Consider the following 23,266-nt stretch of genomic DNA (forward strand, 5'->3'; position numbering starts at 1 on the left):
GGAAGGCGACGGCATAGAATTTCAGGTGACATGATCATGGTTGCGGAGGCGACGTATTGCGCCATGGTCTCAGTATCGAGACGGCATGGGGGCGGGTTTCCAAGGCAGTAACGAAACCCAATGCAACGGAATAGCACGACGCGAATGTGTAATGACGATATCTTTACGACAGTTGTAAAGATGATGTCGTTACGCTATTTGTCGGGTGCAAACAGGAGTTTCCGATGCCCGCCTCGCACACGCCTAAAAGCCGGGACGCAAGCGTGCCGCTCAATATGCGCATCAAGCCTGCGACCCGCAACCTGATTGACCGCGCCGCCGAGCTGCTTGGCAAAACCCGCACGGATTTCATGCTGGAGGCTTCCGAGCGCCGCGCCGAGGAAGTGCTGCTCGACCGTACCATATTCACGGTCAGCCCCGAAATCTATGCCGAATACCTAACCCGCCTCGACGCGCCCGCCCAGCCCAATGAGCGCCTGAATCGCACCATGTCGACCAAAGCGCCATGGGATGAGGCGTGACCCTCAGCGCACCGGCACCACTGGCCGATCATCACGAACTGGCCGAATTCGGTTCCGGCGTACCCGAACTAGATGGCTGGCTGCGTCGCCGCGCCCGCGCAAATCAGGCAGGCGGCGCATCGCGCACCTTCGTGGTGTGCGAGGGAGACCGGGTCATCGCCTACTATGCGCTCGCCTCGGGTGCGGTGAAGCAGCCGGAAGCACCTGGCCGGTTTCGCCGCAACATGCCTGATCCGATTCCGGTTGCCGTGCTTGGCCGCCTCGCCATTGATCAGTCCCACCAGGGGCGCGGTATCGGCAGGGCTTTAGTGCGCGACGCAGGCCTGCGCCTGCTCAATGCCGCAGAAATCCTCGGAATCCGGGGCGTGCTGGTGCATGCGATTTCTGATGATGTGCGAGCCTTCTATGAGGCGGTCGGCTTCCTGCCTTCGCCATCCGACCCCATGATGCTGATGGTCGGGTTGCATGATCTCAACAGAGCGCTAAACTCTCAACCGTAACTGTCACTCATTTTCGCTCAGCGCGCTTCCAGCCGTTTCTAACTCGCTGACATCACTGTTGAAACCATGACGCGAAATGACGTGACGTCGGTTCGGCTCACCTCCAACGTTGGCATGGTTGCAGGATCAGACCCTTGTATGTGGAGGGTCGGGCGCGATGTTGACAGCTTAATTCTCGTTGCTCAGCAGACTTCGGCTTCGATGTTGGCGCGCAGCGCCTTTGCACCTAAGACTAAGGCGGCGAGGACTACTATCGTAGCCGTCAGAAATGCAAGTCGCAGCCCGCCCGTACTCTCGACTCCATCTTTGCCGCCGAGGAGAATTCCGTAGCATGCGACGCCAAACGCTCCACCCACTTGCCTCGCGGTTGTGAGTGTACCGCCGGCGATACCGGCAAGCGCACTTTCGACCACAGACAAAGCCTCAGCGGACAGGGCCGTCACAGCAATCGCCGATCCCGCCCCGACTGTGAACATCCCAGGCACTAACCATGCATAGCCGCCGATACCGATGCCGGCCGCAAGTCCCACGTAGCCGAGACATGCCAAGCTCAGGCCACACAGGATGGGAATGCGGGCGCCGTACCGACCGACCATCGTGCCGCCGATGAGATTTGCCCCGGAAAGGCAAAGCGTCAACGGCAGCAAGGCAAGTCCGGTCTCGAAGGCGCCGAAGCCGAGAACGCGGAACCGTAGACTAAGAGCAAAGAGCATCCCATAGAAGCCGTAGTTGAGCGCAAAACCCGCAAGGCAGCATGCCGTAAATCTGGCTGAGGCGAATAGCGCCGGCGGAAGCATCGGATCGGTCCGGCGCTTTTCGGTGACGACGAACACGGCAAGACAACCCGCCGCCACAGCGAGCGAGCCCAGAACTGTGGGGCTTGTGAAGCTTCTCTGTCCTGCCTCGACCAAGGCCAACGTCAAACTGGCCAGCGCGACTATTGCTACACTTTGTCCCAGCGGGTTGAAGGCTCGGGCCTTCCGTGGCGGTTCACTGCGGGTTAGCCTGCATAGATGCATCGCAGTCAGCAGGACCGGAACATTGATAAGAAAGATCGCGCGCCACCCGGCCAACTCTAGCAGAGTCCCTCCGATCAAGGGGCCAGCGGCCATCGCACTGCCACCGCACATAGCCCAAATGGCAACTGCCCGTGATCGCGGGCCGCGATCTGGAAATCCAGCCGCGATCAGTGACAAAGATGCCGTCACAATTGCGGCCGCTCCGGCTCCTTGCAATGCCCGCGCGCAGATCAATCCCATGGCGGTTCCGGTCAGCCCGCAGTAGACCGACGCCGCGAGGAATATCGTCGTGCCAGCCAGATAACACCGCCGAGCACCCACCATGTCGGTCACAGCGCCAGCGCTGAGCAGCAAGCCTGCGAAGGCGACGGTATAGGCATTTAGAACCCATTCGAGCATCGAGAGGTTCGCCGCGAGCGCCAGCCGCAGATCTTCGAGCGCGACATTGGCGACCGTCGCGTCGAGGCTGACGACGACGAAGCCCAGGCAGGCGGCCGCAAGGGCCGGCGTGGCAAACGTTGACTTATTTGACATCGGTTCACCTTTCAAAGCTTTCTGATGGCCTTTAATCCATAGCGTGACTTGTGATAAGCGGCGCAAATCCCACGACAGCATCAAGGAAAACTTGAGAATGGATCTCTTGAAAGCGATTGAGGCCTTCGTCAAAGCCGCCGACGCTGGAAGCATGGCGGCTGCAGCTCGGCCCCTGGGCATTTCCGCCACGCAGGTTGGCAATCGTATTACCGCGCTGGAGGAAAGGCTCCACGCGAAGCTTCTGATAAGGAGCACGCGGCGCCTTGATCTTACTTCCTTCGGCCGCGACTACCTGGAACGATGCCGCGAGATCCTTTATCGGCTCGCAGACGCCGAGTTGTTGGCCGAGGCCCGGCAAGCAGAACCGCGCGGGCATATCCGCGTGACAGCGCCAGTGATTTTCGGATCCGAGATGCTGCTCCCTGGCCTAGCCTGCTATCTGGAGCGTTATCCGGAGGTCAGCATCGACGTGGATCTGACCGATACCCTCGTTGATATTGATGCTGCCGGCTTTGACGCTGCCATCAGGATTGGCTCGCCTCCGATTGGCGACTTCGTGGCGCGTCCACTGGCACCCTACGGTCTGATGATCTGCGCCGCCCCGTCCTACCTAGCACGTCGGGGCGCGCCCTTGGTCCCCTCGGACCTCGCAGGCCACGACTGCCTGTTATACGGCAATTCAGGCGCGGGATCCGATGGCGAGACATGGCGGCTGATCGGACCGGATGGCCCGATCTCAATTGAGGTCGCTGGTCAGTTGCGCGCATACGGAGCTCAGGGCTTGCGTCGCGCGGCAGGAGCGGGGATCGGCATTGCTCTGCTGCCGGACGTAATCGCTAAGGCAGACGTTGCGGCTGGCCTCCTGTGCCCTGTTCTGGAGGACTACCGTCCCGCCCACCGCCCTTTAAATATTCTCTTTCGCCGAGAGCGGCACATGTCCCGCGTCGTTCGCAGTCTGGTCGACCACGTGATTGATGCGCACGGGCTCGATTGAAGTTGATCCAACCCAGTGCCTACTACTAGAACTTCCTATGTTCGGCTTCCCGTCACAGGGCGGTCGTCACCGTGGGAATACGGCCGACGATGGGAGAAGGAATGTCCAATTTGAAAATACTGCCGGTCCGTCTCTCAGTGTAAGAACGCGACAAGCGATATCGGCATCTGGACCGCGAAAAAATCCATTGCCGCTCTGATAATCATCACCCACACGGTTATTAGGAAAATTAACGCTGCAATCCTGATTTCTACTGGTTGCATTATTTGTTCCCCCCAGCATGTGCGTCCCCCCCGAGACAAAACCTTATTATTCCTCGCGCAAATTCGCCGTGCGCGAGGGAAGATGTGCGACTGTAGAGAGCGTAGGCGCGTGCAGCGCCGAAACCTTGGCTCTCTCAAAACTGATGTCGCTTTGACCGATCAAGTCGCCCGACAAAGCCCTGTTGCTGCGTTCGAGATAATGCCCATCAAGGAAGGAGCGATAGGCGTCCGCGATACCCTCCTTCAGACCGATCTTAGGAGACCAGCCGAGAGTGCGAAGCTTGTCGACGCTCAAGAGTTTACGCGGTGTGCCATCTGGCTTGGTGAGGTCGCGCGTGATCTTGCCTTCGAAACCAACGACCTTGGAGACGAGGTATCCCAAATCCAGGATGGTAATGTCTTCGCCCGAACCTACGTTCACATGACTTTCGGCGGAATAGGTTTTCATGAGATGGAGGCAGGCGTCGGCGCAATCGTCAACATGCAGGAATTCGCGCCGCGGCGTGCCAGTACCCCAGATGCATATCTCTTGCCGCTGGTTGATCTTGGCCTCATGCGCCTTGCGTATGAGCGCCGGCATGACATGGCTTGACCCGAGGTCAAAATTGTCCCCTGGACCGTAAAGATTGGTAGGCATGGCCGAGATGAAATCTCTACCGTGCTGTTTGCGATAAGCATGGCAAAGCTTTAGTCCGGCAATTTTGGCGATCGCATACCATTCATTCGTGGGCTCAAGCGATCCAGTCAGAAGTGAGTCCTCAACGATCGGCTGATCGGCGAATTTCGGATAGATGCAGGACGAGCCCAGAAACATCAGTTTTTCGACGTGAGCTCTATGGGCTGCGTGGATGACGTTCGCTTGGAGAATCAAGTTGTCGTAAAGGAAGTCGGCCGGATAGGTAGCGTTCGCCAGAATACCGCCGACCCTCGCAGCAGCCAGGAAGACAGCGTCGGGACGATTCTTACTCATCCAGGCCTCTACCTGGTCCTGCCGTCTGAGATCGACCTCGCCGCGGGTGGCCGTCAAAATCTCGCAGCCCTCGGAAGCGAGACGCCGCACGATCGCAGAGCCCACCATGCCGCGGTGGCCCGCGACATAGACCCTTTTTCCGGCAAGGCTGTAGATCACCTCAGGCATAGGCAAAACCTTTGGTTACACCTACCGACGGAACATTTCGGGCCATGACTTTCAGATCCTCGCGAACCATCTCCGTAACCAGCTGATCAAGACTGGTCTCATGTTTCCAGCCTAGCTTCGTGTGCGCCTTCGTCGGATCGCCAATCAGAAGATCAACTTCGGTCGGACGGAAGTAAGCTGGATCGATCTCCACCACACACTGACCGGATGTCTTGTCGTATCCCTTTTCCTCAACCCCGTTCCCACGCCAATCAATCGGCATGCCCACCTTGGCAAAGGCCTTGTCAACGAAGGAACGAACCGAGTGCGTTTCGCCGGTCGCAAGGACATAGTCCTCCGGTTCGTCCTGTTGCAGCATCAGCCACATGCCGCGGACATATTCGCGTGCATGTCCCCAGTCGCGCTTGGCATCCAGATTGCCGAGATAGAGCCTTTCCTGCAGCCCAAGATGGATCGCAGCCGCTGCCCGGGTGATTTTACGCGTCACGAATGTTTCGCCGCGGATCGGGCTTTCATGATTGAATAAAATGCCGTTCGAGGCGTGCATGCCGTATGCCTCGCGATAATTGACCACTATCCAATAGGCATAGAGCTTGGCCACCGCGTAGGGTGATCGAGGGTAGAACGGCGTCGTTTCGCTCTGCGGGACTTCCTGGACTTTGCCGTAGAGCTCTGAGGTGGACGCTTGATAGAAGCGGGTCTTCTTGGTCAGCCCCAGGAGGCGAATTGCTTCAAGTAGCCGAAGGGTGCCGGTTCCATCTGCGTTAGCAGTATATTCCGGCGTCTCGAAAGAGACTTGAACGTGGCTCTGTGCGGCGAGATTGTAGATCTCGTCGGGCTGCGTTTCCTGAATGACACGGATGAGATTCGTTGAATCTGTCATGTCCCCGTAATGCAAAATAAAGCGAGGATTCTCGACATGGGGATCCTCGTATAGATGTTCGATGCGACTGGTGTTGAAGGACGATGAACGTCGCTTGAGGCCGTGAACAATATAGCCCTTCTCCAAGAGCATTTCGGCGAGATACGCACCGTCCTGACCTGTTATACCCGTAATCAGCGCGACTTTTCGGTTCTTTGTCATTCCCGTATCCATGATTGCCCTCCAACTCGAATACTAATGCAGAAGCAGATAAGGCTGTGTAGTTCATGCAAATTCGAAAAATTATTGATGTATTACGCTTTTAATTTGTAGTATTTCATCAGGGACTTCGAAAACATCTCCGAGTCACTGAAATTATACAAGGCGTGCCTTTCGGGATTTACATTGTTGATCGCGACAACAATTTCCGAATTTCGCGAGCTTTTCATTTGCTGCAGGCTGAACTCGACCGCGCGGCGGCTCGTCATTCCCCATCTAACGACCGCCAGTGTTCTTTCCGCCAGGGCAGTCAAATGCACGGTATCTGTCGAGGCGAGCACAGGCGCGCTGTCGAAGATGACAATCTGGCCGGCCGCGCCCGCCATCTCGATGATTTCTGCCAGGCCGTTCGATCGGGTGCGCCGCTGGAGACTGAATCTTCCAGATGGAATGAAGTCGATACCGCTTGGATGGCGGTAGACGATGTCGCGGAGATCGGCCTGACCATTCAAGAATTCGTTCAGTCCGTGCACTAGACCCGACCTGAAAAACGAATCGAGTTTTCCCCGCCGAAGGTCGCCATCGACCAGCAGCACCGGAATTGCGGCGGCGGCAAGTTCGATAGCCAGCGATCTCGCGACAAGCGACTTGCCTTCTCCGCTGTGGGCCGAGGTAACGACGATACTGTTCGGCAACTTGCCGCCATTGGACTGCTTGAGTGAAAGCACCACGGTACGGATTGCTTCGTCAAACATCGGGACCGGCATATGTTCGAACATCGTTTTCGAATTTTCCCACCGCGCCAGACGCGGGATAAGTCCAGCCGGTATCGTACGCGCCATTGCGGCTATCTGGTCGAAACTCCGGACCGTCCGGTCCGACATTTCGATCACGAAAGCAGCCGTTACGGCACCCGAGATTGCAGCCAGGAGGGCACCCACCAGATAGAAAAGCCGTCCACGTCCCTGTGACGCGATCGGGACTGAAGCCGGCGATAAAACTTCCAGTTCCGCCCCCGGCAGCATGGCCTTCGCGGCGAGGTCACGGCGCTGGTCCTCAAGCTTGTCGAGTGCCGTTTGTTCGTTGTCGGCGATACGCTGTAGTCGCGTCAATTCCGTCTGCACCATGGCATCGCGTGTGCGCTTTTCATGAGCATCAGCCAAGATGGATTGTATTGCCTTGGCTTCGTGATCAAGTGCGGCGAGCTTGGCGCGCATTGTTTGGAGATATTGCTTGGTCGCAAGGTTGAGATCGGCACGGGATTCTTGGATCTTCCCACGTAAATCCACCACGGCCTCGGCATTGCCGTCATATGTCTGAAGAAGACGAGCGAGATCTTGCTCCTGTGCGCGAAGATCGCGTTGCTTTGTGGCAATGTTGTCGGGGACGGCGATATTCTCCGCAGCGACCGAAGCGTTATCCGCTCCTTCCAGCGTGGATATCGTCGCCTTTACCTCAAGCCGGCTTTCTTCGATTTTCCCTTCGCGGCCGGTGACTTCTATGAGTGACTTGATCCGTTCATCCTGAGCGTCCTCTTTCGAGACGACGTCCATCGATTCTTGATAGTTGCGTGCAGCTTCGCGAGCAATATCCGCGCGAGCCTGCTGTTCGGTGATGCGCTGTCGGATCCATTCTTGCGCTGAATCCAGGCGGCCACCGAGACTGTACTTCCGTTCATCGAGGTAAATGCTGATAAGCCGGTTCGGGACCGCGGCTGCGAGTTCAGGATCATTGGCAGTAAAGCTGATCTGGATAACGTCACTCTTATCTTCGTTCCATACGCCGAGCGCCCTAAAATATTCCGGGATGATGGCGTCGATGTTGTCCCGTGCGGGCGAGGTGGGTTTTTCCGTGTCGAACAGACCGCGCAACGTTGCCCGGATCCAGTCAATGAACGAGATCTCCCGCAGCGCTGGATTGAATTCCGGCCGCACGTTAAACCGCAGTTCGCGGACGACTCGCTCCGCGATGCTTCTGGATAGAAGCCGCTCAGTCTCCGATTTCGCGTCAAGTAGATCGCTGTGGCTGGTATCGTCGGCACCAAGTGATGTTGCGAGAGGCTGGTGGATAATCAATCGGGCCCAGGCCTGATAAGCGGGCTTGAACCCGGCGATAATAATCGCCGTGGGCATCATCAGCAGTACGGTTATCGCGATGATCATGATCATTCTTCGCCGGACGAGACGGAAGACGGATGCCAGGTCGAAGTTGTCCGCCTTGGTCTCCACCTGAAAGCGAGGATCGTAGCGCATCTGTGAGATCGGAAGGTTGCGGTCCGGCGGAACAGTGGAAATCGTCATCGTGCGCCAACCATTGCTTGAGGTTTCGCGGAAACGGTTTCGTAAAGTTTCTCGAGCGACCGCATATAGGCCCTCATGCTGAAATGGTTGAGATAATGTGCGCGCCCCTGGACCGAGAGGCGGATGCAGATTTCTGGATCGGACACCAGCTTCGCCAGGGCTGCAGCCAGGGCATCCTGGTCTCCGACTGGGACGAAGATGCCGGTTTCACCGTCGGTAAGGACTTCGTCATGCGCCCCAACACGCGTGGTGACGACGGCGAGGCCGTGGGACAGCCCTTCGAGCACGGCCATTGCCAGACCTTCGGCGTGCGAAGGCAAGACCAGGATATCTGCACGCGCGCACAGGGCCCGCGCCTCGCCGGCGTCAAGCCAGCCGGGCATCTCTACCAGATTTGAAAGCGCCATAGCGTCAGCCTGACGGCGATAATCCTCGACAGGTCCGTCGCCGGCGAGCACAGCCCGCCACGGGAGTTCTTTCATGACCGGGTGGCTCAGGGCCAACAGAAGCTCCGTGACCCCCTTGCGTTCGCTCAAGCGGCCAAGGAATACGATCAACGGTGTCTGACCGACGCGAATATTGTGCGCCCCGGGATCGGGGACGCAATTATGGGCAACGACCGTGCGGCGCTCGTCAACGCCCAAAAGTGTCGTCAGCGTCATGCGATCGCGCCGGCCGAGCGCCACAACGCAATCGGCATTTTGAAACATCCGACGTATCAGCCGTTGTTGGCGCGGCGAGCGTTTCTCAAAGTCGCCGGCGTAGTCGTAGTCGTGCAGGTGTAATATGTGGCAGCACCCGAACAAACGGGCAGCCTCGGTCAGGATTAGTTTTCGAAAGGTGCTGCCGCGGCCGGCGATATGGAAATGGTGAATGCGGGCTGGCGCAACAATCCGGTCCTTTGCCATCGTCAGGATGGCGCCGAGCAGGCGTGCGGGTGACGTCACCTTGGACCACCGAGCCCCTCTGGTATCGGTGACGAAATGTTTCGCGCCGGTCTCTTTCGCTGTCTCTGTTATATAGCCGACCAGCCTGCCAATGCCGCCGCCGTTTTCGCAGCCGCCCGGAACATAGTGGCGGACGCTAGCCGCGCTCCGTGCTGCCATTCGACTTCTGTCCGTGAGGGCCTCCATCAGCATGACCCGACCACCTCCCGATAAACGGCCGCGGCCTGGGCGCCGACCCGTTCAGGCGAATTCGGTCCTTGTGCCCATTCGAGCGCATTGGCACCGAAATTGTTTCTAAGCTCGCTATTGTCTGCCAATGTCCTGATAGCTGCGGCGAGCTCTTTGGCATCTCCAGGAGGGACCACCATTCCCAACCCTTTGGGCTGAACGGTGCCCCGCAACTCGCCGACATCCGTCACGATGACCGGTTTGCCAAATGCGGCGGCAAGGTTGAGCACACCGCTTTGGGATGCTTCCGTATAGGGAAGCACGACGATGTCGGTGTCCAGGAAAAGCTGGGCGACCTCTGTATCCTCGATAAAACGATTGCGAATATCGTAGCGGCCGGCATCCCCCATCAGCGGCTGGAAGATCATCGGATTGTCGCCACGGCCTGCGACCGTGATGCGCAGGTTGGGAAGTGCGTCCTTGAGCATTGCCTCGGCCCGGACCAGATGTTCCAGGCCCTTGTAGGCAAAAATCCGTCCGAAGAGCAGGACGCGTATCGTTCCATCCGCTTCGCGGGGCGCCATCTTCTGTCGCCGGGCGAGCTCCGCATAGCGAAGGATGGAGGGATGCGACAGGACATGGACACAGTCCGGCGATTTTGAATATCGATCGAGGATCAGCCGCTTCAGTCCCTCGCCGTGGACGACAAGATGTCCGGATTGTTTCACCATCAATTCGGGGGCCCAGCTGGGCAGCGTACGCGTATCGGAATCGCCGGGATGGATTTCCACGTCATGAACGGTCGTCACAAGCGGGATCGGGCGCCAGAACGGCACGGCGAGGTTCAGCCAAAGTGTGGAATTGCTGAGGAGATGAATGAGGTTCGGCCGTTCCCGCCGGATCAGACGCGTAAGCTGGTACAGAAACCAGGGATTGGAGAGAGAACGGTGTCTCGGCCAGTCCAGAAGGTGCAGATCGACAGCCGGATCGAGGGAAGAGGCGAGATGTGCATAGCGCCGGCGCGGTACGGCAAGCACAACGTTTAGGTGTTGGGCAACGCCGCTGGCAAACGAGATGGTATAGTCTTCCAGTTCGGAAACCAATAGCAGCGCCTTCATTTCGCTGCCTCCGACAAGCCGACGTCCAGACCGAGCCGTGACAGGCCGCGCGCCGAGCGCAAACTATCGCGCGTCCGCCTGAGCAGGTTCGGTTCACCGGCAAAGAAGAGGCCTTCGACGGCAAGCTTGAACCGGGTGCGTGCATCGGCTCCCTGCAGCTTTGCCGACGCGATGCGATAGGGATAGTGATCCGTCAGATGTAGTCTTGCCGGCAGTTCATGGGCTGAGAGAAACAGGTTCGTCGCTTCAACGGTATGCTGCCAGTGCGTCATCCGCCTCCTCAGCGTGGTCGCATCCTCGGTCGAGCGATACCAGTTGTTATTGTGGATGCGGTAGAATCCAAGCGGATCCGGCAGGGCAATGACGTCCCCCAGAAACGGATAGATCCCCACGAGCCAGGCGTCGGCTGATATGCGGAATTGTTCGGGAATGCTGCCCGCAGCATTCCATGCGCTGCGTCGTACCGCGATGGCTGACGTCATCGGAAAAGGCCACCAACCAGCCGATCTCGTGAGCAGCGGCGACAAAGCGCCAGAACACAGGCTTCGAGGGATCGGCTTGGAAGTCGGCGTGCCATCAACAAGCGTTGGCTGCAGTCGGTGATAGACGAGCGATGCTTGAGGGTTTGCGCGGAACGCTGCAGCCGTCGCCGACAGCTTGCTCGGCGCCCACCAATCGTCGGCATCCAGAAAACAGAGGATCTCGCCCGCGCTTGCTCGCACAGCGGTATTGATCGCGGCGGCCTGTCCTGCGTTTTCCTGAAAGATCACCTTCACACGGCTGTCATACGCTTCCAAAACAGACCGAGACTGGTCGGTAGAGCCGTCATCGACGACGATTATCTCGACGTTGTGCGCGTCCTGGTTCAACACGCTGTCTATCGCCCGCCCGACGAAGCGAGCGTAGTTGTAATTATTGATGAGGACACTGAGGGCTGGCTGCTCCATGACGCGTTCTCAGGCGGACTGCGGCGTTGCACCGCCGTACAGCAGCGCAAAGTTGCTTAAGACGTCGAGCTTGACGCGGCCATCGAGGTTTGGAGCCTCGGGGATGGTGATATCCAAAGTCCCTTGTCGGCCGGACAGCATCTCGCGCAGAGCCGATGAGATCGTCACGCCGAGTAGGGCGCCCGTCGTGTTGCATAGAGAACTAGGATCATGACGCAGAAACATAGAAATCCTAAACCTTCCAGGCTTCGACTGCAGAGAGAGCCTCTGTCAGAATTGTTGCCTCATTCCAGTGGAACCGCGGCTCACTCACCACGCTTCACAAGACATTCATCGTCACGGTACCGGTGAACGGACACGCGCAACATCTGCTCTTAAGGGCTATGCGCGGATATGAAGGCCCGTCTTTTGGGTAAAGACCGGCTGAAGGCTTACGCACAACACAGTCTTTGGGTGGAGCGAAGGTGCATTAGGCGTAGCCCGCCCTTCACTAGGACAGGTTGACTGCGGATGTGGCTGAATGATTGCTTGAGAGCAGCGCAGCGCGAAGGCCGACACCTGTTTTTTTGATCTGCCGCGATCAACAGTCGCTTGTCTTTTCAAGTCAGTCGGGACGGATAATGAGAGTAGATAGCCTCGGAACCGCCAGCGGACCAACCATCAGTTGGCGGGTCATCGAATGCTGGGGCGCCAGCATATCCATTTTTCTTCAGGCAGGCGCCTTTCTGCCACTCATCCTGTCAGATGCGGACGGAACGCTCAGCGAATCTGCCAAATCCATGCTGCGTCTTCCTTGCTTTCCTGTGTATGCATTTACAATCGTGATCCTGATACGCAATTTTCCGCAATTTCTAACGGCGCTCAGGCGAAATCTGATTGTTCCCCTGATCCTTGTCCTGCCGTTTTTGTCTACCCTGTGGTCAATAGCACCTCCAACGACCTTGAGGCGCGCCATCGGCCTTTTGTTTTGTGTACTTCTTTCCTACGTTCTGGCGATACGGTTCACGCCAAGGCAGCTGCTGTTCCTGTTATTTGTGACCCTGGGAACCTGTAGCGTCCTCAGTGTGGTTATCTCCTTGGTGTCACCAGCCCTCGCCAGTATGCCGGATGGTGCTATGCGGGGCGTCTTCATTCACAAGAACGTCCTGGGCTGGTACGCAGCTCTGACGATCCTGGTCGCGACGGCCGTGCTGATAGACGGGACGCTCGGCCTGCGGCGAACCGCGTTCATCGTATTGGCCGCGGGTGTGATTTGCCTTGCAAGCTCCGGATCAATGACCGCGATCATTGCAACGTCAGTGGCCTATTGCCTGATCGGCTTTTATTCCCTCCTGCAAAGAAGCAGCAGCATTGGCCGCGTCGTCATCGTCCTGTTTTTCATTCAGCTGTCTCTCGGCATTCTGATTTCGCTTCACGAATTCCTGGTTCCGGCCCTTGAAGCGCTCGGCAAGGACGCGACTTTGACGGGGCGGGTGCCATTGTGGGAACTGGTTGATCGCGAAATATCCGATCGTTGGTTTCTTGGTTATGGCTACCAGGCTTTCTGGACAACCGCGAACCCGGAAGCGACGCACATGTGGTTAAAGCTCGGATGGCCGGCGCCCCACGCGCATAATGGATACCGCGATATCTTGTTAAGCTTTGGAATAACGGGAATGATTCCGTTTGTTCTGATGCTTCCCCAGGCAATCCGCCGGGGCGCGGTCCTTCACTGTCACGATACGCAGTACGGGTGGCTCTGGCTCAACGTCCTAACAATCATGATTCTGGTGATGAATCTGACCGAGAGTATTTTTTTCGTTCAGAATGATGCCATCTTCATCCTGTTTACCGCAGCCATCATCATGTTTTCGCTGTACGCGCCCGTCGTTTCGCTCAGCCGTTCGCCACCTCGGCAGGCGCCCTCGCGTGGCGTTGCGAGCGGGTTGCAGATATCATGAGGCGGCATTTTGGACTGATCCTGAGCATTTTGCCTGTCATGCTCTATCCGCAGTCCGGCAATCCGGCTCCGGTCGGGACAGAGATAGATGCGCCCGAGCGCTTGCAGATGCTCGTCAGGGAGGCCACTTGCGCGGAAGCTTCCGCGACTTTGTCGCCCGAGTTGAATGGGACTACTTTAAGCGACGTATTGACCGGCAGCACCGGGCCGCGGACGATATTTTACGTTTTTCCCGATGGCAAAGACACCTGGAGCGGCCTCCTTCCGACGGCAAATCAGCAGGGTGACGATGGCCCTTTCGCCAGCATTGAAAGAGCCCGTGATGCTGCCCGCGCGAAGGGCGGCGCCAACGCAATCGCGCTCGGTAAAGGCGATTACTACCTCACTCAGCCGATCGTCTTTGACGCCCGCGATACGGGCTTGATCCTCACGGCAAGATGCAAAGAAGTGCCGATTTTGCATGGCGGACGACGCGTGCGCAACTGGGCGCAGCAGGCCGATGGTCGCTGGACGGCGCCACTGAAATTGCCACCGGATGAAGCGGTCGGTGACCTTTTCGTCAATGGGATGCGCCAAACTCGGGCTCGATTCCCCAACGCTCCCGCTGATGGTGATCCACGCAAGGGATGGTTGTTTGCCGCAAGGTGCAATCCTGCCATCGACATGTGGGAAGGAAACACGCGCTTTTGTTTCCATGCCGGCGATCTTCCGGCAGTGGATGATACAAGTGGGCTGGTCGTGGACATCGTTGGAGGCTATCAACCCGGAAGCCAGTGGGGCAATGATACGCTCCCAGTTGTATCCATCGATGCCGCCGGCCGGACTGTCAATACGAAAGGCACCGGTTATTTCTTTACCGCAGAAGGCAGCCGCTATTTCCTGACCGGAGCCAAGGCCTTGCTCGATGCTCCCGGAGAGTGGTGGTACGACCTTGCCGCGGGCCAGCTCCATTACATCCCTGTCGATCAGTCGTTACCCAATTCCGTAGTCGTCGCCGGCATTCTGCCGACATTCTTCAAGTTGGATGGGGCCAATGGGATGGTCGTATCAGGGCTCGAGTTTAGAGATGGAGCTCCGGAAGGCAGCGGCAAATTCTATACGGAAACCAGAGGATTTGGCGCCATACGGATCGAACACGCTGATGGCGTCAAGATTCTCGGCAACAGCATCGAAAATGTCGGCGTCGGGGTCCATGTGACGGAAAGCAAGGATGCGTTGATTGCCGGCAATGTGATTGCGGATGTGGCTGGCAACGGGATTTACGTCGGCACAAATTATGGCACGTTCGGCAAGTCAAACGGCTCCAGGATCCTTTCAAACCATATCCATGACATCGGAAAGGTTTACATTGAAACCGCCGGAATATGGTTTCAGGCGGCTGACAATGTCAGGATCGCCGACAACCTGATCGAAAACACGGCGCAGTTCGGAATCGCCGGCGGCTCGCTGTGGGGTTCCGACGACGCCGTCTATAACGCTGTCATCGAGCACAACGTGATCCGCAACGCCAATCAGCGGACGGCAGATGGCGGCGCCATCAAGATGATGGGCGAGCAGGCTGACCCTCTCAACAGCATCATCCGCTCCAATCTGGTGACGGGGACTGGTCATCTCATGAACAGGGTCGATGGGACGTTCTGGACTCCCGGATATGAGAATACCAGCGAATGGCCGTCTCCTATCAGCTGGGCGATCTATACGGATGGGAAGGCGAGCGGACTGCGTATCGAGGGAAATACGCTCTCGGGCAACGTCGCGGCGATCGGTATCAACGGCGGTTGGAGCAACCTGGTGGCGGGAAACGTCATCACACACGGATCGGGCGCGGCTTTTCGCGTTGATGAGGGTACCGGCAAGGGTTGGCGTCCGCCATGGGCACGCCCTAATCGCATTGAGGAGAATGTTGTATCGGTTGACAGTGACGGCGGCGTTGTAGCGTATGTCAACGCTCCCGATCTTGGGCTTGGATTTGTGCAATTCGCGCGCAACCGCTACAGCGGCAACCTGAACGACAAGAGCTTCAGGATACATCCGCAGGTCATGCGTTGGGGAGAATTTGGCAGTCTAAGAGATCTTCAGAAGGCTGGGGAGGACACCGGAAGCGTAGTCGCGCCGCCCGAGTAACAAAAGGCGCCGCGACGAGCGGTGTTCTGCTGCGATAAAGTCCGCAGCTATGGCGACTTATAACACCCTTCAATCATGGCTTGCACGCGCTGCTGGTAACTACCACAGGCAGGAACGGTGACGAGATGAGCGTGGCGAGCCGATTTCAAAGCGAAATTCCAACCTTTGCCTAACTCGCATCCTGCGCGAGGCTCCAAGGCATAGCCCATACAGGGATGCGCATCAAAATCAGGACCTAGAGATCTGGTAGGGTGAGACTTCCCGATAATGGGCGAGGCAGCCGGGGCGTTCATCTCGCTTATTGAGCTGACCATATCTCTCTCCCCGGCTTTTTGTTCGCGCTCAAACCTCACTAGCTTTGATCGGGCTAGAGCGAATAGCTTCTGCGGCTCTGCGCGGGTCGAAGCGCTATTTCGGGCCAACGGTCATCAAAAAGAGCAACATGGTAAGCGGTGGGGTACATAGACTTACTTCGAATATTGTACGTCATCGTAGCATAAGACGTAAAGTTGAAATCTCTTCTACGTCCAATAGCTGGAGCGGCAAGTATGGAGGCAATCGGCCTGCCGGGATATTCTGATGACAGTTTCGATCGCGAAAGCGTAGGTCATGGGAAAGCAAACAGCAGGCAGCAGCCAAACTTCAGTTCTTCATCCAAAGGGCTCCTTAGGATGGGCGAATGTCCTTGGTGTTCGCATTTCGGCAGTCAATCTCAAAAGCGCGACGGGATTTATTCAAAAAGCGATCGAAGACGGCAGGAAGGAATATGTGTGCGTTCGCGACGCACACGGCATCGTCCGCTGTCAAGATGATCCCGAGCTCCGGTCGATACATAACCGGGCGTTCCTCGTAACCCCCGACGGCATGCCGCTTGTTTGGGCGCTGAGACATGCTGGTCATGTGGAAAGCGACAGGGTCTATGGACCGGATCTCATGTTATCCGTTTTCGATGCCGGCAGCTCCAAGGGCTTGCGCCACTTCCTTTATGGTGCAACGGCCGAAACGCTTGAACAACTGCAGGCGCGCCTTCTCGCAAAATTTCCGCAAGCACGGATCGTCGGCTCCTATGCGCCGCCTTTTCGCAAACTGTCGACGCAGGAGGAAACGGATATTGCCGACCGGCTCAATCGGTCGGGCGCTGATATCATCTGGGTCGGGCTGAGCAGCCCCAAGCAGGAACTCTGGATGGCGCGCATGCGCGATAGTCTGGAAGCATCGATGCTCATCGGTGTCGGAGCAGCATTCGATTTCCACGCGGGCCTCAAGCGGCAGGCTCCAAGGTTCATTCAAAGAAGCGGCTTCGAATGGGCGTTTCGTCTTTTATGCGAGCCGCGACGGCTGTGGCGGCGCTATGCGCTCGTCGTGCCGACCTTCATCTCACTGACGGCATTCCAGAGACTGGGGCTTCGGAAGTTTCCGATCGAAGACAAGGTTTTTGGATCAAGCGCGCCAAAAGAAGCAGCTGCAAAGGTGTAAAGCCATCATGTCCCTATTTGCGTCGCCAGCAATGACACCGGGTCCGTCGAAGGCATCCACATCAAATGACGTGACGTCGCGGACGATTCCGGCAGGTTCAGTGCCGCCCATAGCAGCTAAGACCGCCGATCCCTTTGCACAGGCAGCGCTAAATATGCCCGTCGCACTACGGCGTCGGCTTGCTCGGCTTGCAACGTCGTCCTTCCTGGTCGCCGGCGACATTGCAAGCTATTTGATTGCCTATTTTGTTCTCCTGTCCGTTCTCCCCAGTGGTTCGGAGGGCACGATGGTGGAACGTACATTCACGATCGCAGCATTCGCTGCCATTGTTCTTTACGCATCGGCCGGCCTCTATCCTGGATATCGGTTGCATGACCACGAACATCTGCGGCGACGCACCATAGCTGCCGTCAAGGTGGCTGTCCTGACGGCATTCGGAGCAATTATCCTGCCGGAGGGGGAACGACTGCTACTTGCCGTTATTGGGTTCCTCGCTCTCGGGCTGATTGTTCAGCCACTTGTGCATTGGCTTGCACGAGGCCTGTGCTGGAAACTTGGAATCTGGGGGGAGCGCGCGGTTGTCGTAGGGGGGGGCAACCTTACTCTCGCTCTCGTGGCACATTTCAAGGACCACTGGCAGCATGGCATCAGGCCGGAGCCCTTTTCGCCCGATACTTTGGAGGCATTGCCCGATGGCGGGCCATCCATTGCCGTGATTGCGGGCGACACAGGCTCACTTGGACCCGACTTGGCGGCGATGCGTCGGAAGTTCGCCGAAGTCATTTTGTTGTCCGACACGCCGAGCCTCAAGGTAAGCGGATTGCGACCTGCTGATGTCGGGGGAGAGATTGGCATTCGCCTCACCACCGGTGGGAGTTCGGTCAACTCGGATCTGGTTCGCCGGATCGTCGATCTCGCCATCGCCATCCCTGCAATGATTGTGGTCGCGCCATTCATCGCGTTTGCAGCGGCCGCAATCTATGCCATCGATCCGGGCCCCGTCTTCTTCCGGCATACCAGGGAAGGACGGTCCGGCAAGCCGGTGCACGTCCTGAAATTGAGGACGATGTATCAAGATGCAGAACTGCGCCTTGAAGCACTATTCCGAGACAATCCTACCATGCGCGTCGAGTGGTTGAGCCACTTCAAGCTCAAGGACGATCCGCGCATCCTTCCGGTTATCGGACATATGCTGCGCGCTTCGAGCATCGACGAGCTCCCGCAATTGGCAAACATCATTGCCGGCCAGATGGCCATCGTCGGGCCGCGTCCGTTTCCGGAATATCACCTCCTGGCTATGGACGGCGAATTTCGAAACAAGCGCCGTTCCGTCACGCCGGGGCTCACGGGCCTTTGGCAAATATCCGAACGAAGCAATGCGGATATCGAGCTGCAGCAGCAACTCGACGAGTTCTACATCGACAACCGGTCGCTGTGGTTGGACTGCCAAATTCTTCTCAGCACAATCCCTGCGGTCTTCAAGCGCAGGGGAGCCTACTGACCATCCTCGCTTCCGCGAGGCAACCGTCAACAACGGAGCACACCAATGCACGGACAAAAGCGAATTATGGTAACCGGCGGCACCGGGTTTCTGGGATCATTCCTGTGCGAAAGACTTTTGCGAGAGGGCAATGACGTCCTCTGCGTGGACAATTACTACACCGGTTCGCGCGACAATGTGCTGCATCTTCTGGACGATCCTCGCTTTGAGGTGCTCCGCCACGACATTACCTTCCCGCTCTATGTGGAGGTCGACGAGATCTACAACCTCGCCTGTCCGGCATCTCCGGTCCACTATCAGCACGACCCCGTGCAGACCGTGAAGACCAATGTGCACGGGGCCATCAATATGCTCGGCTTGGCAAAACGCACCAGGGCGAAGATCTTCCAGGCATCCACGAGCGAAGTTTATGGCGATCCGGCAGTCCACCCTCAGCCCGAGGAGTATCGAGGCAGCGTCAATCCCATAGGGCCGCGGGCATGTTATGACGAAGGCAAGCGGTGTGCCGAAACATTGTTCTTCGATTACCATCGTCAATATGGTGTGGAAATCCGCGTGGCGCGGATCTTCAATACTTACGGGCCGCGCATGCAAACCAATGACGGCCGCGTCGTCTCCAATTTCATCGTTCAGGCGCTTCAAAACGAGCCGATCACCATCTTCGGCAACGGCACGCAAACGCGCTCCTTCTGCTATGTAGATGATCTGATTGAGGGCTTCATCCGCCTGATGGGCACGCCGGCCGGCGTTACGGGTCCGATCAATCTCGGTAATCCGGGAGAATTCCAGGTCCGGGAACTGGCCGAAATGGTCATCGAGATGACGGGATCGAAATCAAGCATCGTTTACAAGCCTCTGCCGATTGACGATCCGACGCAGCGCAAACCCGACATCAGCCGTGCAAAGCAGGAACTGGGCTGGCAGCCGACAGTGAACCTGCGACAGGGGCTCGAGAAAACGATCGCGTATTTCGAGTGGAAGCTTTCTGGCGGAGCCAAGAGCACACTTGGCGTCCAGTCCTCGCGAACGGCCTATACCCATCTGCCTACCCCGGCCGTCGGCCTTCCCGTTCAGGAAGCCGTATCAATCGGGCCGTGAACAGCAACGTCGATCATTGCAAGGCGAAGCTCGTGTTCTTTCGATGGGATGGTGCCGGAAACATGAATGTGCATAGCATACGAACAGGAGCCGCGCCTGCGGGTGCAAAACAGCGGTTGGGGCCCATCGTCTTTGCGGTCGATGCGGCCTACGCCGTCCCCTTGGCGACCGCCCTTAGATCGATCGCCGAGAATAACCGAAGCGCATGGCCCTTGAATATCCATGTCATTCATGAGGGAATAGGCGAAGAAACAAAGCGACTGATCTTTGAATCTCTGCCCGCAAATTCTGCAGTCATTCAGTGGCATCCCATCGCCACATTGTCCTTCGCAAGCGGATTTTCCACTCGCCCTGGCGTTTCGAGGATGACCTTCGCAAGGATCCTTCTGCCGCAGTTCCTTCCGCAGACCTGCAACCGGGCTCTGTATCTGGATGGCGACATCCTGGTCCTGACTGACCTTGAACAGTTGTGGAATATCGATCTCGGCGAGGCAGTGATCGGCGCTGTACCGGATTACTGGCTGGACAATGGTGTGAGCAACGGACCAGCTGCGACAGGCAGCCCTCGGGTCGAACGTTATTTCAACGCCGGCATTCTTCTTATCGACCTTGAAAAATGGCGAAACGAGCGAATAACGGAACGATCGCTGGACTATCTCGACCGCTTTCCGGCGACGGAATATTCGGATCAGGACGCCCTTAACGTTGCCTGCGACGGAAAGTGGAAGATCCTGGACCGCGCCTGGAATTTTCAGTTCGAGCCAACGCAGGCGATCGCCCGCATCGCGCTCGAGCAGAAGCTCGCCATCGTTCATTTCGTGACCAACGTGAAGCCCTGGAAATCGGGAAGCTTGAGCCCGAACGTCGCCTTCTACGATACGTTTCGGTCCCGGACCCGTTTTGCGCTTACCCGTTGGGAGCGCGTTCGAAGTGGCCTGAAGCGTGCAGGCTCCCGGCTGCTTGCCCGATCCGTCTTGTTGAGAGCTGCATGGTCCTGCACGAAATCGGCCATGCGGGCGCACGCATCAACGTCGCGCCTATGAATCGGGGAGCGAAGAACGCGTAAGCGAAACGAAGCCGAGTTCGGGTTCCATGAAATGCTCCGAACGAAACGATTGCCTGCGGAGGAACAAGTTTGCAACGTGTTGATGTCGTCATTCCCTGTTACAACTACGCTCATTTCCTTGAGGAATGTGTTGGAAGTGTTCTGTCACAAGCAGGCGTCGACGTGCGCGTGCTTATTCTGGATGACTGCTCGCCAGACAATACGCCGGAAGTCGGAAAGGCTCTGGCATCCCGGGACAAACGGGTCACCTATCGGCGGCACACGGTAAACAAGGGCCATATCGCGACCTATAATGGGGGAATCGAGTGGGCGGGCGGCGACTTGTTCCTGGTTCTCTCTGCGGATGATTATCTCCTACCGGGCGCGCTAGGTCGCGCTTCGGAGCTGATGCGCAATCATCCGCATGTGGGGTTTACGTTCGGGAACGCGCTCGTAGCTGAGCCGAGTGGCGTCAGTAAGCGCGTCGATCCTCTCGGCGACAGTGGTGTGCCTCCCATGCAGGTCTTGTCCGGTCCGCAATTCATACGCTTGAGTGGAGCAAACAACCTGGTTCCGACGCCGACGGCCGTCGTGAGAACGACGCTGCAAAAACAGGTCGGCGGCTATCATAAGGAACTGCCGCATGCCGGTGATATGGAGATGTGGCTCCGGCTCGCATCACATGCTGGCGTGGGCTACATCAACGAAGACCAGGCAGTATACCGCAGACATGCTTCGAACATGTCGCTACAATACTATGGACAAAGTATCCTTCCCGACCTCCGGCAAAGAAAACAGGCTTTCGATATTCTGTTTCGCCAAGGCGCGGAAAGCCTCAGGAAAGATGAGAAACTAAGACGTTTTCTTGCCAGGGATCTCGGGAAAGAGGCGCTTCGGCTGGCCGGCATGGCATTCAATAATTTCGATGTTCCCACGGCCGTGGCTATTCAGCGCTTTGCTCTCGAGGTTTCTCCCGAAGTGCGAAATTCACTGCCCTGGATCAAGTTGGTCTGCAAGCAAACAATCGGGCCAAAGTGCTGGTACGCCTTGAATTCCATCGGGCGACGAGCTGCGGGATGAATAGGCAGGACCGGGCCGGGTTAGTTCATCCGCAAGTACGCAAACAACAGTCGGGTGGTTGAGCGCTCGATCGCTACTCATGCCAAGATCGCGGGGGACGTGATAGACGCGCCCCGGTATCAAAAGACCCGGTGACGCATTCGCGCCACCGGGTTGATTTGAGCAAGAACGTGGTTCCAACATACGAAAAGATTTGCCGCGACAACGATCAGCACAACGCCTTATTCACGCTCATGCCGGAATTACTGGTTTGGAATAAGTCGTTGAGCTTGAACACGACTTCCGTCCTGTTCGTTGCTTTGACCTTTTTCATTATATTGCGAACATGCACCTTTACCGTGCTTTCTCGCAGATTAAGCTCATAAGCGATAATTTTATTCGCCTTTCCACGTCGGAGCGCCTCCACAACTTCGACCTGACGATCCGTGAATATGCCGGAGAGGGGGCGGGCGGTCGAATTGCTCGAGTCCAGCAAGTGACGCATGGCGAACAGGGCGCTTGCAGGCACAAAAATTCCTCCTGCCACTGACAGCGCGATCAGCTCCATACATACACTGACGCTGACTGAGGCGGGTATGAACCCTTTGGCTCCGTACTCAAGTGCCCTGACGATTTGGCCGAAATCGTCGCTATCAGCCAATACGATGAGTGGCGTCGATGCGAATTCCGACGAAAGCTTCCGGATTTGCTCCGAAATGGCCGGTTCATCGATCTTCTTGCCGCCGACGTTCAAGAGGATCGCCGAAAGCGGAGGATATTCGTCGCGCTTCTGCTTCCACTCCTCAATTGATCCAAATGCCAGAATCTGCAAATCCGCCTTTTGGGCAGCCATGCATTGCGCCAGGCATTGCCGATCGAGTTCACGATTATCGAGAATGACAAGCGAATGCGTTTGTCTTGCCGACAGGGCAAGTGCGTTCGAATTACTTTCTATCTTGATAGGAAAGGCTAAGTTCTCCTGCCTGAGGTCTAAAGTCGGTATAAGTGCTGAATTCACAGCTTCACCCTCCCCTAACACGTTTACGCTCCTACTACGGCCCGAGTACCAAACCCTCTCAATACGGGGGTTTAGAAAACTCTAAAGTAGGAATCGAATACCACAATTCGCGGAACGTTACAGTAGCTAATATAGGCTAAGTAGCGCACAACTTCCATCGTAAGGCGGAAATAGCGCGGCAAATCTAAGGTAGACTTATATATTACTAGAAGGTTTGTAGAATAGTCTCCGCCGTTACACCGCATATTGGGGCGGGCCACTAAATGCATGGAAACAATCGCTGTCTCCGGCGTAGGTTCGGCAACGGGTACGGGAAGTGACCCCGCCACCAATGTTGGTTGATGCATGAACCAGGGCGTAAGTCGTCATAAGTAGATACGCCTTTAGGTGAATAACCTTAAACGTTTTGTTTCTTTACTCAGATGAAGAAAACAACTCTCTTTGGAGTGGAGAGAAATATTGGTCCTGTCGGTATG

The 23,266-nt window shown here is 57.0% G+C and carries 19 protein-coding genes; 10 read left to right on the plus strand and 9 right to left on the minus strand.

What is annotated here, in order from left to right; translation table 11 throughout:
• Positions 1 to 224 precede the first annotated feature (224 nt).
• Positions 225 to 521 carry a DUF1778 domain-containing protein gene (locus CUJ84_RS35310; RefSeq protein ID WP_105010086.1) on the plus strand — a complete coding sequence of 99 codons (297 nt, stop codon included), beginning with the start codon at positions 225 to 227 and terminating at the stop codon, positions 519 to 521.
• The gene (locus CUJ84_RS35315; RefSeq protein WP_105010087.1) at positions 518 to 1,021 is read left to right on the plus strand and encodes a GNAT family N-acetyltransferase; all 504 of its coding nucleotides are present in this window, start codon (positions 518 to 520) and stop codon (positions 1,019 to 1,021) included. Before CUJ84_RS35310 ends, CUJ84_RS35315 begins: the two co-directional genes overlap by 4 nt.
• A gap of 182 nt (positions 1,022 to 1,203) precedes the next feature.
• On the opposite strand, the gene CUJ84_RS35320 is transcribed toward CUJ84_RS35315, so the two are convergent.
• On the minus strand, positions 1,204 to 2,706 hold the full coding sequence (locus tag CUJ84_RS35320) for an MFS transporter (protein ID WP_158687012.1): 1,503 nt from the start codon (positions 2,704 to 2,706) through the stop codon (positions 1,204 to 1,206).
• Between CUJ84_RS35320 and CUJ84_RS35325 the strand changes: the two genes are divergently transcribed.
• The gene (locus tag CUJ84_RS35325) at positions 2,672 to 3,568 is read left to right on the plus strand and encodes a LysR substrate-binding domain-containing protein (RefSeq protein WP_105010089.1); all 897 of its coding nucleotides are present in this window, start codon (positions 2,672 to 2,674) and stop codon (positions 3,566 to 3,568) included. The two genes, CUJ84_RS35320 and CUJ84_RS35325, sit on opposite strands and share 35 nt — an antisense overlap.
• A 309-nt stretch (positions 3,569 to 3,877) precedes the next feature.
• Here the strand turns inward: CUJ84_RS35325 and fcl are convergent, their stop codons facing one another.
• The 7 genes from fcl to CUJ84_RS35360 all read right to left on the minus strand — a co-directional run bounded on the left by fcl (position 3,878) and on the right by CUJ84_RS35360 (position 11,755).
• Positions 3,878 to 4,969 carry a GDP-L-fucose synthase gene (gene fcl, locus CUJ84_RS35330; RefSeq protein ID WP_105010090.1) on the minus strand — a complete coding sequence of 364 codons (1,092 nt, stop codon included), beginning with the start codon at positions 4,967 to 4,969 and terminating at the stop codon, positions 3,878 to 3,880.
• Positions 4,962 to 6,065, minus strand: a complete 1,104-nt coding sequence (gene gmd, locus CUJ84_RS35335; protein ID WP_105010091.1) for a GDP-mannose 4,6-dehydratase — start codon at positions 6,063 to 6,065, stop codon at positions 4,962 to 4,964. Before gmd ends, fcl begins: the two co-directional genes overlap by 8 nt.
• Positions 6,066 to 6,145: 80 nt before the next feature.
• Positions 6,146 to 8,350 carry a GumC family protein gene (locus CUJ84_RS35340; protein ID WP_105010092.1) on the minus strand — a complete coding sequence of 735 codons (2,205 nt, stop codon included), beginning with the start codon at positions 8,348 to 8,350 and terminating at the stop codon, positions 6,146 to 6,148.
• A complete protein-coding gene (locus CUJ84_RS35345) occupies positions 8,347 to 9,489 on the minus strand; it encodes a glycosyltransferase family 4 protein (protein WP_105010093.1) in 1,143 nt (380 codons plus the stop codon). Before CUJ84_RS35345 ends, CUJ84_RS35340 begins: the two co-directional genes overlap by 4 nt.
• Positions 9,483 to 10,583, minus strand: a complete 1,101-nt coding sequence (locus CUJ84_RS35350; protein WP_105010094.1) for a glycosyltransferase family 4 protein — start codon at positions 10,581 to 10,583, stop codon at positions 9,483 to 9,485. Before CUJ84_RS35350 ends, CUJ84_RS35345 begins: the two co-directional genes overlap by 7 nt.
• Entirely contained in the window at positions 10,580 to 11,530 is a 951-nt protein-coding gene (locus CUJ84_RS35355) for a glycosyltransferase family 2 protein (protein WP_027687130.1), read from the minus strand. The genes CUJ84_RS35350 and CUJ84_RS35355 overlap by 4 nt, the downstream gene beginning before the upstream one ends.
• Before the next feature lie 9 nt (positions 11,531 to 11,539).
• Complete coding sequence (locus CUJ84_RS35360; protein WP_105010095.1) at positions 11,540 to 11,755, minus strand: hypothetical protein; 216 nt, start codon at positions 11,753 to 11,755, stop codon at positions 11,540 to 11,542.
• A 395-nt stretch (positions 11,756 to 12,150) separates the two neighbouring features.
• Here CUJ84_RS35360 and CUJ84_RS35365 point away from each other — a divergent pair, with 395 nt between their 5' ends.
• The 7 genes from CUJ84_RS35365 to CUJ84_RS35395 all read left to right on the plus strand — a co-directional run bounded on the left by CUJ84_RS35365 (position 12,151) and on the right by CUJ84_RS35395 (position 21,793).
• Complete coding sequence (locus CUJ84_RS35365; protein ID WP_105010096.1) at positions 12,151 to 13,470, plus strand: O-antigen ligase family protein; 1,320 nt, start codon at positions 12,151 to 12,153, stop codon at positions 13,468 to 13,470.
• On the plus strand, positions 13,467 to 15,593 hold the full coding sequence (locus CUJ84_RS35370; protein WP_105010097.1) for a right-handed parallel beta-helix repeat-containing protein: 2,127 nt from the start codon (positions 13,467 to 13,469) through the stop codon (positions 15,591 to 15,593). The genes CUJ84_RS35365 and CUJ84_RS35370 overlap by 4 nt, the downstream gene beginning before the upstream one ends.
• Before the next feature lie 609 nt (positions 15,594 to 16,202).
• A complete protein-coding gene (locus CUJ84_RS35375) occupies positions 16,203 to 17,069 on the plus strand; it encodes a WecB/TagA/CpsF family glycosyltransferase (protein WP_105010098.1) in 867 nt (288 codons plus the stop codon).
• Positions 17,070 to 17,076: 7 nt separating this feature from the next.
• Positions 17,077 to 18,570, plus strand: coding sequence for a sugar transferase (locus CUJ84_RS35380; RefSeq protein ID WP_105010099.1), 1,494 nt, complete (start codon positions 17,077 to 17,079; stop codon positions 18,568 to 18,570).
• Between the two features lie 45 nt (positions 18,571 to 18,615).
• Positions 18,616 to 19,668: a UDP-glucuronic acid decarboxylase family protein gene (locus CUJ84_RS35385; RefSeq protein WP_105010100.1), complete on the plus strand. Its 1,053-nt coding sequence runs from the start codon at positions 18,616 to 18,618 to the stop codon at positions 19,666 to 19,668.
• Positions 19,665 to 20,711 (plus strand): glycosyltransferase family 8 protein, encoded by a 1,047-nt coding sequence (locus CUJ84_RS35390; RefSeq protein ID WP_245457667.1) that lies wholly within the window; start codon positions 19,665 to 19,667, stop codon positions 20,709 to 20,711. Before CUJ84_RS35385 ends, CUJ84_RS35390 begins: the two co-directional genes overlap by 4 nt.
• A gap of 92 nt (positions 20,712 to 20,803) precedes the next feature.
• Positions 20,804 to 21,793 carry a glycosyltransferase family 2 protein gene (locus CUJ84_RS35395; protein WP_105010101.1) on the plus strand — a complete coding sequence of 330 codons (990 nt, stop codon included), beginning with the start codon at positions 20,804 to 20,806 and terminating at the stop codon, positions 21,791 to 21,793.
• 208 nt (positions 21,794 to 22,001) lie between these two features.
• Here CUJ84_RS35395 and CUJ84_RS35400 read toward each other — a convergent pair whose 3' ends face one another.
• The gene (locus tag CUJ84_RS35400) at positions 22,002 to 22,790 is read right to left on the minus strand and encodes a response regulator transcription factor (protein WP_027687139.1); all 789 of its coding nucleotides are present in this window, start codon (positions 22,788 to 22,790) and stop codon (positions 22,002 to 22,004) included.
• Positions 22,791 to 23,266 lie beyond the last annotated feature (476 nt).

The organism is Rhizobium leguminosarum (assembly GCF_002953715.1).
GTDB classification, from domain to species: Bacteria; Pseudomonadota; Alphaproteobacteria; order Rhizobiales; family Rhizobiaceae; genus Rhizobium; species Rhizobium leguminosarum_V.

Excerpts from the sequence above, each read along its gene's own strand:
- CUJ84_RS35310 (WP_105010086.1), top strand. The coding sequence starts at position 225 with ATGCCCGCCTCGCACACGCCTAAAAGCCGGGACGCAAGCGTGCCGCTC.
- CUJ84_RS35325 (WP_105010089.1), top strand. The coding sequence starts at position 2,672 with ATGGATCTCTTGAAAGCGATTGAGGCCTTCGTCAAAGCCGCCGACGCT.
- fcl (WP_105010090.1), bottom strand. The coding sequence starts at position 4,969 with ATGCCTGAGGTGATCTACAGCCTTGCCGGAAAAAGGGTCTATGTCGCG.
- gmd (WP_105010091.1), bottom strand. The coding sequence starts at position 6,065 with ATGGATACGGGAATGACAAAGAACCGAAAAGTCGCGCTGATTACGGGT.
- CUJ84_RS35340 (WP_105010092.1), bottom strand. The coding sequence starts at position 8,350 with ATGACGATTTCCACTGTTCCGCCGGACCGCAACCTTCCGATCTCACAG.
- CUJ84_RS35345 (WP_105010093.1), bottom strand. The coding sequence starts at position 9,489 with ATGCTGATGGAGGCCCTCACGGACAGAAGTCGAATGGCAGCACGGAGC.
- CUJ84_RS35350 (WP_105010094.1), bottom strand. The coding sequence starts at position 10,583 with ATGAAGGCGCTGCTATTGGTTTCCGAACTGGAAGACTATACCATCTCG.
- CUJ84_RS35355 (WP_027687130.1), bottom strand. The coding sequence starts at position 11,530 with ATGGAGCAGCCAGCCCTCAGTGTCCTCATCAATAATTACAACTACGCT.
- CUJ84_RS35360 (WP_105010095.1), bottom strand. The coding sequence starts at position 11,755 with ATGTTTCTGCGTCATGATCCTAGTTCTCTATGCAACACGACGGGCGCC.
- CUJ84_RS35365 (WP_105010096.1), top strand. The coding sequence starts at position 12,151 with ATGAGAGTAGATAGCCTCGGAACCGCCAGCGGACCAACCATCAGTTGG.
- CUJ84_RS35370 (WP_105010097.1), top strand. The coding sequence starts at position 13,467 with ATGAGGCGGCATTTTGGACTGATCCTGAGCATTTTGCCTGTCATGCTC.
- CUJ84_RS35375 (WP_105010098.1), top strand. The coding sequence starts at position 16,203 with ATGGGAAAGCAAACAGCAGGCAGCAGCCAAACTTCAGTTCTTCATCCA.
- CUJ84_RS35380 (WP_105010099.1), top strand. The coding sequence starts at position 17,077 with ATGTCCCTATTTGCGTCGCCAGCAATGACACCGGGTCCGTCGAAGGCA.
- CUJ84_RS35385 (WP_105010100.1), top strand. The coding sequence starts at position 18,616 with ATGCACGGACAAAAGCGAATTATGGTAACCGGCGGCACCGGGTTTCTG.